11 protein-coding genes and 2 pseudogenes are annotated in these 13,158 nt (G+C 62.8%); 4 read left to right on the plus strand and 9 right to left on the minus strand.

Annotated features, from left to right (window positions below):
• Nucleotides 1-83: 83 nt before the first annotated feature.
• The 3 genes from ACF8O8_RS06760 to ACF8O8_RS06770 all read right to left on the minus strand — a co-directional run bounded on the left by ACF8O8_RS06760 (nucleotide 84) and on the right by ACF8O8_RS06770 (nucleotide 3,662).
• Nucleotides 84-1,484: an aspartate aminotransferase family protein gene (locus ACF8O8_RS06760; RefSeq protein WP_014590246.1), complete on the minus strand. Its 1,401-nt coding sequence runs from the start codon at nucleotides 1,482-1,484 to the stop codon at nucleotides 84-86.
• 175 nt (nucleotides 1,485-1,659) lie between these two features.
• On the minus strand, nucleotides 1,660-2,982 hold the full coding sequence (locus ACF8O8_RS06765; protein ID WP_274146721.1) for an ATP-binding protein: 1,323 nt from the start codon (nucleotides 2,980-2,982) through the stop codon (nucleotides 1,660-1,662).
• On the minus strand, nucleotides 2,979-3,662 hold the full coding sequence (locus ACF8O8_RS06770; protein WP_020193358.1) for a response regulator transcription factor: 684 nt from the start codon (nucleotides 3,660-3,662) through the stop codon (nucleotides 2,979-2,981). Before ACF8O8_RS06770 ends, ACF8O8_RS06765 begins: the two co-directional genes overlap by 4 nt.
• Before the next feature lie 258 nt (nucleotides 3,663-3,920).
• Here ACF8O8_RS06770 and ACF8O8_RS06775 point away from each other — a divergent pair.
• Nucleotides 3,921-4,382 (plus strand): annotated as a pseudogene (locus tag ACF8O8_RS06775) (DUF6861 domain-containing protein); the annotation flags it as partial.
• 17 nt (nucleotides 4,383-4,399) lie between these two features.
• The gene (locus ACF8O8_RS06780; RefSeq protein ID WP_049588209.1) at nucleotides 4,400-5,017 is read left to right on the plus strand and encodes a GAD-like domain-containing protein; all 618 of its coding nucleotides are present in this window, start codon (nucleotides 4,400-4,402) and stop codon (nucleotides 5,015-5,017) included.
• A 54-nt stretch (nucleotides 5,018-5,071) separates the two neighbouring features.
• Here ACF8O8_RS06780 and ACF8O8_RS06785 read toward each other — a convergent pair.
• Nucleotides 5,072-5,401, minus strand: a pseudogene (locus ACF8O8_RS06785) (two-component sensor histidine kinase); the annotation flags it as partial.
• Nucleotides 5,402-5,495: 94 nt separating this feature from the next.
• Here ACF8O8_RS06785 and ACF8O8_RS06790 point away from each other — a divergent pair.
• Together ACF8O8_RS06790 and ACF8O8_RS06795 are read left to right on the plus strand one after the other, a co-directional pair.
• Nucleotides 5,496-6,113, plus strand: a complete 618-nt coding sequence (locus ACF8O8_RS06790) for a GAD-like domain-containing protein (RefSeq protein ID WP_392509417.1) — start codon at nucleotides 5,496-5,498, stop codon at nucleotides 6,111-6,113.
• Nucleotides 6,114-6,135: 22 nt separating this feature from the next.
• On the plus strand, nucleotides 6,136-6,762 hold the full coding sequence (locus ACF8O8_RS06795; RefSeq protein WP_392509418.1) for a GAD-like domain-containing protein: 627 nt from the start codon (nucleotides 6,136-6,138) through the stop codon (nucleotides 6,760-6,762).
• A 16-nt stretch (nucleotides 6,763-6,778) separates the two neighbouring features.
• Here ACF8O8_RS06795 and ACF8O8_RS06800 read toward each other — a convergent pair whose 3' ends face one another.
• Genes ACF8O8_RS06800 through ACF8O8_RS06820 form a run of 5 tightly spaced genes read right to left on the minus strand, consistent with a single transcriptional unit; the run spans nucleotide 6,779 to nucleotide 12,891 of the window.
• Entirely contained in the window at nucleotides 6,779-7,345 is a 567-nt protein-coding gene (locus tag ACF8O8_RS06800; protein WP_392509419.1) for an NTP transferase domain-containing protein, read from the minus strand.
• Nucleotides 7,342-8,313 (minus strand): XdhC family protein, encoded by a 972-nt coding sequence (locus tag ACF8O8_RS06805; protein ID WP_392509420.1) that lies wholly within the window; start codon nucleotides 8,311-8,313, stop codon nucleotides 7,342-7,344. Before ACF8O8_RS06805 ends, ACF8O8_RS06800 begins: the two co-directional genes overlap by 4 nt.
• A gap of 3 nt (nucleotides 8,314-8,316) precedes the next feature.
• Nucleotides 8,317-9,528, minus strand: a complete 1,212-nt coding sequence (locus ACF8O8_RS06810; RefSeq protein ID WP_392509421.1) for a c-type cytochrome — start codon at nucleotides 9,526-9,528, stop codon at nucleotides 8,317-8,319.
• A gap of 2 nt (nucleotides 9,529-9,530) precedes the next feature.
• Nucleotides 9,531-10,067 (minus strand): (2Fe-2S)-binding protein, encoded by a 537-nt coding sequence (locus tag ACF8O8_RS06815; protein ID WP_003254265.1) that lies wholly within the window; start codon nucleotides 10,065-10,067, stop codon nucleotides 9,531-9,533.
• The gene (locus tag ACF8O8_RS06820) at nucleotides 10,060-12,891 is read right to left on the minus strand and encodes a xanthine dehydrogenase family protein molybdopterin-binding subunit (RefSeq protein WP_392509422.1); all 2,832 of its coding nucleotides are present in this window, start codon (nucleotides 12,889-12,891) and stop codon (nucleotides 10,060-10,062) included. Before ACF8O8_RS06820 ends, ACF8O8_RS06815 begins: the two co-directional genes overlap by 8 nt.
• Nucleotides 12,892-13,158: the final 267 nt, after the last annotated feature.

Consider the following 13,158-nt stretch of genomic DNA (forward strand, 5'->3'; position numbering starts at 1 on the left):
GCTCCGTAGAGACCGTCGACACGCTTGGGTTGGCGGCCAGCCTTGCAGGCCGACCGCGTCAAACAGTGGCATGCAGCGCGGCGTCAAACGCTGCCTACGGCGGCGGCGACTGCAGCGCTGAAGCGCTGGGCAACCTCGTCGATCTGCTCGGCACTGATGATCAACGGCGGCAGGAAACGCACCACCGCCCCATGCCGCCCACCCAACTCCAGGATCAGCCCGCGCTTGAGGCACTCGCGCTGCACCTTCGGCGCCAAGTCGCGATTAGCCGGTGGGTGGCCCAGCGCATCCGGCTGGCCTTGTGGGTCGACCAGTTCCACACCCAGCATCAAGCCACGGCCACGGATATCACCCAACTGCGGATAGTCCCGCTGCAGGCGCTGCAAATGCCCACGCAACCGCTGCCCCATGGCCTCGGCATGCTCGGCCAGGCGATGCTCGACCAGGTAGTTGATCACCGCCGAGCCCGCGGCCATGGCCATCTGGTTGCCGCGGAAGGTACCGGCATGCGCACCTGGCTTCCAGGTGTCCAGCCAGTCGCGATAGACCACTACCGCCAGCGGCAGGCTGCCACCGATGGCTTTGGACAAGGTGACCACATCAGGCACGATACCGGCGTGCTCGAAGGCAAACATGCGCCCGGTACGGGCGAAGCCGCTCTGGATCTCGTCGACGATCAACGCCACGCCCGCCTGCTCGGTAATGCGCCGCACGCCCTTGAGCCATTCGATGTCGGCCGGAACCACCCCGCCCTCACCCTGCACCACTTCGAGGATCACGGCGGCGGGCAGCGGCACGCCGCTTTCCGGATCGAGCAGCAGGTTTTCCAGGTAATGCAGGTTGGCCTTGACCCCGGCCTCACCGCCCAGGCCGAACGGGCAGCGGTAGTCGTACGGGTAAGGCATGAACTGCACGCCGTTGCCGAGCAAGGCCCCCAGTGGCTGTTTCGGCCCATGGCTGCCCATCAGGCTCAGCGCGCCTTGGCTCATGCCATGGTAGGCGCCCTGGAAGGCCAGCACGGTGCTGCGGCCGGTGGCGGTGCGCACCAGCTTGAGCGCAGCCTCGACTGCATCAGTGCCGGTCGGGCCACAGAACTGCACCTTGGCCTCGCGGCGCAGCGCCTCGGGCAGGATGCCGAACAGGTCCTGGACGAAGCGGTCCTTGACCGGGGTGGTCAGGTCCAAGGTGTGCAGCGGCAACTCGTCAGCCAGCACCCGCTGGATCGCCTCGACCACCACCGGGTGGTTGTGGCCCAGGGCCAGGGTGCCGGCACCGGCCAGGCAGTCGATGAACTGGCGGCCTTCGACGTCTTCGACGTGGATGCCACGGGCACGCCTGAGCGCCAGCGGGATACGCCGCGGGTAGCTGCGGGCGTTGGATTCCTGCTGTTGCTGGCGTTGCAGCAAAGGCGAATCGGTGAATTCGTACAAGGGTTGCGGCACGCTGGCCGGTACAACCCGGGCAAGGCTGGAAGCGGTGGACATGGGTAAATCCTCGCGAGCAAGCGGATGGGCGGTTATCGCTTTGGAAACGCTTGAGTGGGGGGAGGATTTAGCGGTTGTTACGCGATTTTATTTTTGTCTGTGCCGGCCCTTTCGCGGGTAAACCCGCCCGTAGGAGCGGGTTCACCCGCGAAAGGGCCGGCACAGGCGATAAACATCAATGCCCAGAACGCGCCGGTACCTGCAACAAGACCCGCAAGCCGTCACTACGGCTGTCAAAGCGCAGGCTACCGGCACACCGCTGCACGATCGCCTGCACAATCGCCAGCCCCAAACCGCAACCACCACTCTGCCCATTGCGCCAGAAGCGCTCGGTCAGGTGCTCCAGGTCCGCCTCAGCAATGCCTGGCCCATGGTCACGCACCATGAAGCCCACCTGGCCGTCCGCCATCTGCACCTCCAACTCCACGGCTTCATCGCCGCCATGACGCAAGGCATTGTCCAGCAGGTTGCGCAGCGCTGCCACCGCCAACGGTGCCGGCATCCCCAGGTAAATTTGCGTCGCCTCCTCTGGCAAACGCAACAGGATACGCCGGTTGTCGCCGCCGCCGGCATCCTGCACCGCCTGACGGGCCACCTGCTCGGCGCTGCACTGCACGCCATCCTCGAACGACAGGCTGCCTTCCACCCGCGCCAGCATCAGCAACTGCTCAAGCGTGCGGTGCATGCGGTCGGTGCCCTGCTCGGCATGCTCCAGCGCCTGCTCGCGCACGGCACCGTCGGTCATGCGCGCCACCTGCAGGTGGGTCTTGATCGCGGTCAGCGGGCTGCGCAGTTCATGCGCGGCATCGTCGGTCAGGCGCCGCTCACGCTCGAGGGTCTGGGCAATGCGCAGGAACAGCTGGTTCTGGGTCTCCAGCAACGGCTGCAACTCGCTGGGCATGCCCGCCACCTGCAGCGGCTCGACACTGTCCGCACGCCTGCGGCGCAACGCATCACGCATGCGGTTGAGCGGCTCCAGGCCCTTGCCAAGGCCGATCCACAACAGCCCCAGGCTGCCGAGCAGGGCCATCAGTACCGGCGCCGATGCCGCCAGCAGAATCGACTGGTTCAGCGCCTCGCGCTCCATGTGCCGGTCAGCCGTGGTGATGCGCACATCGCCGTGGTTGTAGGTAAAGGTGCGCCAAAGCGCATCGTCGATGGTCTGGTCACGAAACCCGCTGCGCTCGTCGTCCATGGCGCCATCGTGCTTGTGGTTGCTGGCGAGGATCTCGCCACGCAGCGAGCTGACCTGGCAGGCCATGCCATCCGGTACGCTGAACTGGTCGGCAGAAAAATGCGCCTCCCCGCCCTTGGCGGTCAGCGGCTGCGGCAGTTGGTCGATCAGCCCGGCGACCATACGCGCCGACGCCACCAGGCGCTGGTCGAGGGAGAACATCATCTGCTGGCGCAGGTCTCGCAGCATCCACGCGGCGGCCAGTGCCCAGATGATCACGAAGGCACTGCCGAGGATCAGGCTCAGGCGTACCCGCAGGCTCATGATGCGGCCTCTTGCGGTGCCTGCGCCGGGCCCAGCCGGTAGCCCAGGCCACGCACGGTCTCGACAATGCCGTTACCCAGCTTGCGCCGCAGGTGGTGGATGTGCACGTTCAGGGCGTTGCTCTCGACTTCGTCGCTGAAACCATACACGCAGTCTTTCAGTTGCTCGCTGGACAGTACGCGCCCGGGGTTCTGCAGCAGCGCCTGGAGCAGGGCCTGCTCACGGCGGGACAGGTCGACATGCTGGCCGGCCAGGGTCGCCTCGCAGCTACTCGGGTCATAGCGCAGCGGGCCGTGCTCGATCACGTTCACCGCCCGCCCGGCCACCCGCCGCAGCAAGGTATGCAGGCGTGCGGCAAGCTCGCGCAGATCGAAGGGCTTGAGCAGGTAATCGTCGGCACCGGCCTGCAAGCCATCGACACGATCGGTGACGGCATCGCGGGCGGTGAGCACCAGTACCGGCAGGGTCTCGCCTTTTTCGCGCAGGCGGCGCAGCAGCTTGAGGCCATCTTCGTCGGGCAGGCCGAGGTCGAGGATCATCACGTCGAACTGCGCGGCCTGCAGCATTGCCCGCGCATCGGCGGCGTTGCCCACACGGTCCACGGTCAAGCCCTGGGCGGTGAGGCCGGCGCAGATGCCGGCGGCGATCAGGTCGTCGTCCTCGCAGAGCAGAACGTGCATGGTGGGGCTCCCGGTGTGGTGTGGCTGTTATTGCACCTTGGGCGGATTAAGGGGGGATTATGGACCTTTTGGGGAGGGTTTGGGGGAGATCGAGCGCCGCGCGGGTCGCCACCCTGCCCATCGCAGCCTCAACCCCAATTCCCGAGCTTCTCGAACACAACAGAAACGAAGTCGCATTTTCCTACAACCGACCCAGAAACCTCTGATCCGAATCCATGATGGGATTTCCCCCTGCACACGTTGTCAGGGAGACACCTCATGTACCTGGATTACCTCGTGCCCTCCTGGCACGAGATCGAGTCACGTGTCATCGCCATGGTGGGCTACCCAAGCGGTGGCCAGTTCCGCACCAGCCTCAATGAAGAGGTCGCCTCACTGGGCCTCAACCTGCGCCGGATCGAAGCTGTCCGCACAGCCTTCTACCACGCTGAATGGCAGGCGGCGCACATGCTACGCCAGCGCTTCGCCGACCTCGACATCAACAGCATCATCGACGAACTGCTGAGGGTCGTGCAGCAGATGGCAATGATCGTCGTCGGCAGCACCATTACCGGTGGCCTGCTTGGCGCGACGGTAGGCGCATTCGCCGGCGGCGCCGGAACCATTCCGCTCGCTGGTGCAGGCGCGGTCATGGGCCTCAAGGTCAGCGGCTGGATCCTTGGCGCGCTGGGGCTGGCTTCCATCGCCGAGTTCTTCGTCGAGGGCTTGCCGCGTATCGGCGGATGAGGAGCGCGACAATGGACGAATTTTTCTCCCTCTTCATAGAAGAGATGGGCGAGCCGATTTTCAGGCAGGAGGTGCCTCCTTCTAGCATAGAGCGCTACAGCGGTAAATTGCCGAAGAAACTGTTGGAATACTGGACCGAGCACGGATGGTGCGGATATGGTGATGGAATATTCTGGACGGTCAATCCGCAAGACTACGAGGGCGTAGCCGCCTCATTCATAGAAGGCACTGCGCTCGAAGGGCGAGATACCTATCACGTCATCGCTCGGGGCGCCTTTGGTGATCTCTATCTGTACGGAGAAAATTCCGGTTTTTCATTAGACATCGTAGCCCACACTTCACAATACTGCGGCAGAGTGAATGAACTTGATGCAGGCAACATTGACAAGGAGGTGCAAGGCTTCTTTCTATTGATCGAACGGGAGTCCAGCGACTTTGGCGATTTATTCGATCCTGCATATAACAAATTAGGCAAACTCAATCATGATGAGATGTATGGCTTCGTTCCAGCCTTGGCATTCGGTGGCCCCTGCGATCTTGCCCACCTAGAAAAAGTCAAAGCTGTCGAGCACTTAATACTACTTGCACAGATCTCCACCCTCGAACCCTATAGCTTTTCTGACTTCTAAACACAGTATTGGCCGGGAAAAAGCGGCGGATGAGATGCACGGCTTCGTCCCGGCGTCCATGACGCCATCGTGCTTGTGGTTGCTGGCGAGGATCTCGCCACGCAGCGAGCTGACCTGACAGGCCATGCCATCCGGTACGCTGAACTGGTCGGCGGAAAAATGCGCCTCCCCGCCCTTGGCGGTCAGCGGCTGCGGCAACTGGTCGATCAGCCCGGCGACCATACGCGCCGACGCCGCCAGGCGCTGGTCGAGGGAGAACATCATCTGCTGGCGCAGGTCAAGCAGCATCCACGCCGCGGCCAGCGCCCAGATGATCACGAAGGCGCTGTCGAGGATCAGGCTCAGGCGTACCCGAAGGCAATGGCGAAACAGACTAGCCAGCATCAAAGAGGCTGCGGAAAAATCGCCGAAATTCGGCATCCACTCGACTTACATGAATGTAAGACTTCATAAGTGCTAACGACAAGAGGCATCGCAAATGGATGAGGTATTCTCCATATTCCTTGACAATATAGGCGCGCCTTTTTCGCGTCGAGAGGTGCCCCCCTCCAGTATTGATCGCTATAACGGAAAACTTCCAGAGTTGTTACTTGCATACTGGAAAGAGCATGGATGGTGTGGTTTTGGCGAAGGTATATTCTGGCTGGTTAATCCACAGGAGTATGAGGGCGTTGTCTCATCCTGGACCGAGGGTACCCTCCTTGAAAACCGGGACACTTACCACTTGATTGCCAGAAGCGCTTTCGGCGACCTGTATCTTTGGGGAGAAAACAGTGGCTTTTCAGTAAAAATCACAAGTCTTCTGTCCCGTTACACAGGTGACAACTGCACACTCACTGAAACCGAAGCAACCAGAGAGGTCCAAAGCTTCTTTCTATCAAGAAAAAAAGAACACAACGATTTTGAAAACTTTTTTGAGCCCGCGAAGAAAAAGCTGGGCATTTTGAAAGAAGATGAGATGTATGCCTTTGTTCCTGCATTGATGCTGGGAGGGCGCCCCGACCTCAAAAACCTAGAAAAACTTAAAGCAATAGAGCATTTGATTTTGCTGTCTCAAATCACCGAACTCGAACCCTACAGCTTCTCTGACTTCTGAGCACACAAAAGGACCTAAACGAATGGATGTCATCTTCAGCATTTTCCTGGAAACCTTCGGCGACCCCATCGGCCAGCAACCCGTACCCCCTGCGGCTGTCGATCATTACCAAGGCAAACTCCCCAATCGCCTCCTTGAATACTGGCAAGACCACGGCTGGTGCGGCTACGGCGGCGGCTTGTTCTGGCTGGTAAATCCTCAGGAATACCAGGGTGTAGTGGCCTCTTGGTTGGCAGGTACGCACTTCGAAGCAAGCGACACTTATCACCTCATCGCCCGCAGCGCTTTTGGCGACCTGTACCTATGGGGTGAGAAAACCGGTTCGGTGCTGACCATTGCGGCCTACCATTCCCGTTACCTCGATGGCGCTCACAGCTCAGGCGACGAAGAACGGGACAGCAGGATCCACGGTTTGCTCATGTGGCTGATGACCGAGTGCGTCTACTTCGACGACCTGTTCGAACCTGCCAGGGAACGGCTCGGCACCCTGGGCCCAGACGAGATGTACGGCTTTGTCCCCGCCTTGATGCTGGGAGGCCCAGACAGCCTCGAGCGTCTTGAGAAGCTGAAGACAGTGGAGCATCTGGTGCTGCTTTCCCAACTGGGCGAACTCGAACCCTATGAACTCACTGACGAAGAAGATGAATAGCCTCTGAAGAACGCATTCAAGGGCGCACCGCATCCGGCCTATCGACATCCTGCAGCACGCCGGCATCCTCGACATCCAGCCGGACGCAACGGTCCGCATGGGCCTTCAGCACCGAACGCGCCCCTTCATCACCCTTCAACCGGGCAAGCGCCGGCCAGAAATCGCGCCCGAACAACACCGGATGGCCCTGTCGTCCAGCATGACAAGGCAGGACTATCGTTGACCCACTGGCCTCGCGTGCAAGCAAATCCAGGGTCGCGGGCTCCACCCAGGGCATATCACCCAACAGAATCGCTACTGCCTGCGCTTCGCTGTCAGCCAGCGAAGCGGCACCGGCCGCCAGGCTATGGCCCATGCCCAATGTGAAATCCGGACTGGAGACCACCCTGCACCGCGCTGGCAACCCCAGGTCTACACCTCGCTCCCCTTCACGCAACACCACCCGCACATCATCGAACACTGCGCAGGCGCTCTCTACGCTGTGCACCAGCAAGCTTCGACCGTCAGCCAGCAGCGAACGGCGCTTGTCAGAGCCGAAGCGCACACTGCTGCCTGCCGCCAATACCAACGCAACCACGCTCACAGCGCCGCCCGCTCGATGCCATTGCGCACACGAAGGATATCGGCCAGTACCGCCAGGGCGATCTCGGCCGGGGTCTTGCTGCCCAGGTTCAGGCCAATCGGCGCATGGATGCGCGCCAGCTCGTCGCAACCCAGGCCACCAATTCGCTGCAAGCGTTCGCGACGCTTGTCGGAGGTGGCCTTGGAGCCCATCACGCCGATGTAGAACGCTTCGGTCCGCACGGCTTCAAGCATGGCCAGGTCATCGATTTTTGGATCATGGGTCAATGCCACCACTGCCGTATCGGCATGGCAACCGCCATTGGCGATGAATTCCGAGGGTAGCTCGCGGCGCACCTCAATGCCATTCAGCACTACGCCGTCGAGTACTTCATCACGCGGCTCGCAAAGGATGACCTCAAACCCCATGCCCCTGCCGAATTCGACGCAAAAATGCGCCACGCTGGAATAACCGGCCAGCAGCAGCCGCTGGGCGGCGCCGACACGCAAGCGCACCCGGGCATTTTCCCGTTCCACCCGTGGCCCCTGACTATGGTCATCGAACAGCTGGCGGGTACCCATAGGCAGGCTCACCTCACGCAGTACCCGGCGCTGGCCCTGCAGCGCACGTTCCAGCTCACGCAGATGCGCCTGCACCTCGCATTCAACCGGCAGGTTCTCCACCAGTACTTCAAGCACACCGCCACACGGCAGGCGAACGCGCGAACGCGGGTCGCTGCCGTCGCCATAACGCACGATGGCAACCGGCTCCGGGAATTCCCCCAGGGCCACGCGTTCGAGAAAGTCGTCTTCGACACAGCCACCGGACAGCGAGCCCAGCCACTGGCCGCTGGCGTTCACCGCCAGCAGCGAACCCGGCGCACGCGGCGCCGAGCCGTAGGTGGCGAGCACTGTGCACAACCATACCCGCTCGCCGTTGCAGGACCACTGCAAAGCCTGACGGATCACCTGTAGATCGAGATGCTGCACGCTTTACTCCGCCTTCAGCTCGGCGAGCTGCTGTACGTTCAGGTCGCCGGGCAATCCACCCCAGGCCTGGCGCAAGTAGTTGACCATATCTATCACCTGTTGGTCATCAAGCTTGTCGGCAAAGCCCGGCATCGGCTGCATGCGCTCGAAGCCGGTGAACTGCTGTTCACGGATGCCCTCGAGGACCACCTTGACCAGATTGCGCGAGTCGGCCTGACGCAGCACGGTGTTGCCGCGCATGGCCACGGCGATGTGCGGCTTGCCCTCACCGTCAACCCCATGGCAGCCGGCGCAGACATTTAGGTACTGCTGGTGGCCCCGCTTGGCACTGTCGCTCATCTGCTCCAGGGCAACGGACTCGATAGCCTTGGCCGGCGGCGGCTGGTCGCCCAGCAGGTAGGTGGCCATGGCCGCAAGGTCTGCATCTTCCAGGTGCTGGGTGCTGTGGTGCACCACCGGGAACATCTCGTTGAACATGCTGCCCTGGGCGCTGATGCCGTGCTTGAGGAAGGTGGTCAGGTCCGGCTGGGTCCAGCCGCGCTCGGCCAGGTCCTGGGCCAACAGGCTTGGCGCCAGGTAGCCACCCAGCAGGCCGCCGCTCAGGCGTTGGTCCTGCTGCAGCGCACCGATCGGGTTGCGCGGGGTATGGCATTCGCCACAATGGCCCATGACCTCGACCATGTACTGGCCGCGCTGCCAGGCCGGGCTTTTACCCTCGGTCGGCTGCAGTTGCACGCTCTTGCCATACAGCATGTTCCAGCCGCTGAGCCCCATGCGCACATTGAACGGGAAGCGCAGCGCGGTCTGCGGTGCCGGGCGGTTGATCGGCGGTATGGTCATCAGGTAGGCGAGGATCGCGTCCGAATCTTCACGCTTGATCAGGTGGTACGAGGTGTAAGGCATCGCAGGATAAAGGTTGGCGCCGTCCTTGCGCTTGCCCTCGGTGACTGCGGCGAAGAACTCGTCGGCGCTGTAGTTGCCGATGCCGTACTGTTTGTCCGAGGTGATATTGCTGCCATAAATGGTGCCGAACGGCGAATGGATCGGCAGGCCGCCCGCATACGGCGCGCCGCCTTCGGCGGTGTGGCAGGCCATGCAGTCGGCCGCGCGGGCCAGGTATTCACCGCGCTTGACCTGCGCATCGTCGGCCGCCAAGGCAAACGAGCTGACAGCCAGCCCGAGGGCCAACGCCGAGGCGCTACGTACGAAGCCCATGTTCAACCCTCCTTGACCAGGCCGAGATCGTTGAGCACCTTGCGGGTGGCATCGTAGTAACGCACATAGCCTGTGCAGCGGCAGATGTGGTGACCGAGGCTGGCCTCGATGCGGTCCTCCACTTCGCTCTTCTTCAACGGCTGGCGCTGGGCCGTTTCCACCAGCACGGTAGCGGCATTGACGAAGCCTGGTGCGCAGTAGCTGCACTGGAAGGCGAACAGGTCGACGAACTTCTGCTGGATCGGGTTGAGCGTCAGGTTGCCGGCCTCGTCTTTCTTGGCATGGCCTTCGATGGTGCGAACCTTCTTGCCTTCGAAGTAATGCGCACCGGTGATGCAGGTGCGCACTTCTTCGCTGGTGCCGTCGGGGTTGTCGACGATCACCACGCAGGCGTGGCAGATGCCCTGGCCGCAACCCAGGCGCGAGCCGGTGAGGTTCTGGTGTTCGTGCAGGTAGTCGATCATCGCCAGGTCCGCGGGGACCTCGACCGGCCCGACCGGTTGACCATTGAGCGTCAGTTGCAGTGGACGGTTAGCCATTGAGGGCCTCCTTGATACGGGCTGGGGTGATGGGGAGATCGCGCACGCGCTTGCCGATGGCATGCGCGACGGCATTGCCGATGGCACCGACGACCGGGATCATCACCACTTCGGCGATGCCCTTGGAGGGGTCGGTCGGTGACAGCGGCGGGAGGATTTCGCTGGTCTGCTGCCACACCGCCACATCGCGCGCATGCGGCAGGCGGTAGCGGTTGAAGTTCCAGTCGCCCTCCCCGGGCCCACCCTCGTACAACGGCATTTCTTCGGTCAGTGCATGGCCAATGCCCATGGCGATGCCGCCTTCGAGCTGGCCCTTGACCAGTTCCGGCACCAGCACCCGGCCACACTCGACCCAACTGTGGTGGTTGAGCACCTGCGTCTCCAAGGTGCCTTTGTTGACCTTGACCTCGACGATGGTCGCCACCGGGCTGTAGTAGGTGACCATGGCGTTGTTCAGCTGGGTGTCGGGGTAGGCCGCATTCTGCCGGTCGAGCAGGTGATAGCCATGGCTGCCCATCTGCGCCTTCTTGGCATTCACCGCACCATCGCCGTATTTCACCGCCATGGCATCGAGCGGGAAGCGCTCGCGCACGCCATCGATGACAAAGTCGGCCTCGGCCCAGCTCCAGCGGTTGAAGCCGTGCACGCTCACGCCAGTGACCAGCCCCATGTCGTGGGCCTTCTGCGCCAGCTGGGCAAACGGAATCGGCGCCAGGCCGTTGCCGGTCAGCTCACCGTTGACCCACACCGCATTTTCGCGGCGCACCACCAGCGGGTTGGCCTGGCCGCCGTGCGGGCCTTGGCTCCAGATCGCCATGGCCGCCGGCCACAGCCCATGATTGAACAGCACACGCGCCGCTTCGCGGGTGGCATGGCTGAAGTAGAATGCCGAGTTGGTCGCCGACGACGGCGACGCCAGCTTGCCGACCCAGCGCGGGTTGCGCAGCGCGGCGTCCTGTTCGGGCTGACTGATCAGGTAGGGGTTGCCGCTGGTGGTCAGCTGCAGCTCCGGCCATTCGGTGACCGCGGTCTTCACCTCGTCGGCCGAACGGCCAAGGAAGTCGCTGACCACCAGTGCTTGGGAAGTGGACATGCCAGTGCCCAGCTCGGTGCCGATGTGGCGCAGGCTGATGCGACCATCGGCGCTGAACTCGACACTGGCCATCGGCGCCTCGGAGCCTGTGCCGAAGTCCTTCTGGCAGATGGCGAAGCCGACGCCGTACCAGTGGTCCGGGTCCTTGGCGTCCATCTGTTGCTTGCGTGCATCGCGGTTGCGCCACCAGTCGTGCACAGCGGCCTTGTCGAGGATCTCGTACAGGCGCAGGGCGCCGGCCGGGACCGCACCCTGGGTGTTCTTCATGCCCGATTTCAGCGCGTTGGCGCGGCGCAGGTCGATGGCATCGACGCCCAGGCGGCCAGCGATCTCATCCACCATCATCTCGGTGGCCGCCATGCTCTGCAGGGTGCCGTAACCGCGCATGGAGCCGGCCTCGACGCCACGGGAGTAGTAGGCGGTTACCGACAGGTCGTTCTGTGGCATGTAGTAGATCGACTGGGCAGCAGTGGCGCCCACGGCGGCCACCGACGGGCTGTAGTTGATGCGCCCGCCGCCGTCGCAGCTCATGTCGGCGCGGAAGATCTTGAAGCTGTTGTCCTTCTTGTCCACCGCCAGCTGGTAGCGGATATCGAAGGCATGGCGCTTGATGCCGCTCTGGAACTGCTCGTAGCGGTCGTTGGCCAGGCGGATCGGCACGCCGGCGCCGTACAGCGCAGCCACCGCGGCATAGAAGACGAAGATATTGTTGTCTTTTGAGCCATAGCCCACGGTATAGCCCGGGTGCATGTTCAGCGTGTTCAAGGCGAAGCGCGACGGTTTGATCATGTGCACGCATTCCTGCGCCACTTCGAACGGGCACTGAGTGGCGACCACGAAGTGCAGCGTGCCCGTGGCCGGGTCATACCAGCCGTTGCCGTTGTCCGGCTCCAGTGCGGCAGGTTCGATGGACGGCGTCTTGTAGCGCTCGTCGAACACCAGCCAGTCCTCGGGCGGGTTGTCCAGCTGCTCGGCCATGCGCTTGGCGTAGAACAACCCCTGCTCGGTCAGGTCGCCGTGCTGGTTGGGCTGCTTCGACCACACCGGCTTGCGGTTGAGAATGGTGGGGAACAGCATGGAGTTCTTCAGGCTGGAGAACTCATCGTCGTCGAACGGCGTGGAGCCACCCACCCGCACGAAGCGGAAGCTGCCATAAGGGTCGCGCTGGTACAGCGGCGCCTGGGCACCGTAACGGATCGCCTGCTGATTGAACTGCAGCTTGCGCTTGGCCTGGCGGAAGCGCTCGAAGTCGTGCCAGATCAGGATCGCCACCGGGTGGCCGATGAACATCGGCACCTTGCCGGGCGGCAGCAGCGGGTCGGGCGAATGGGCCTCGGGCCAGGCAATGCCGTCCTGTTCGAGGTCGGCGGCGGTGACGATGCGGTCCGGCTGCAGGTCGCTGCCGAGCAGGCTGAGGTCATGGCCGGCATAAATCCGGTCGACCTTGGTCGCCTTGAGCAGCAGCGCATGACCTTGCTGCGTGGGCCAGCCGGGCATGTCCTTGGCGCGGATGTCGCGGGCGAACACTTTGTCGCCGCAGACCTTGGACAAGGCATCGTTACGGAAACGCGCCTTGCCGTCGTGGTTCATCCACTTCTGTGGCGAGGTGGTGACGCGCTCCTCCATCAACGCGGCGAAGGCCTGGCTGCCAAGTGGCGCCATGGTCACGCCGACACCAGCGATCAGGCCGCCTTGCAGGAAGGCGCGCCGGGAAATATCACGGTTGGACATGCTTGATCCTCTGGGCAGTTGGGGCCTGCCCTTTCTTTTGATTCTTGGCCTGGCTTGAGAAAAGCTGACCTTGGCGTCAACTTTACAGCAATTGGGTGGGTAGAGGCAAAGTCAAGCTGACAATGTGTCGCGGTGTGTATAGGGCAATGGGCGGAATTCGCGCTTTGGCGGGTAGGTGTTTGGCGGGAGGTTTTCAGCGCCTGGGAGGTGTTCGCCGGGGGATTTTCAGCGCCTGGGAGGTGTTCGCCGGGAGAGTTTCAGCGCCTG

Source organism: Pseudomonas sp. TYF_14 (genome assembly GCF_043105275.1).
Classification (GTDB): domain Bacteria; phylum Pseudomonadota; class Gammaproteobacteria; order Pseudomonadales; family Pseudomonadaceae; genus Aquipseudomonas; species Aquipseudomonas alloputida.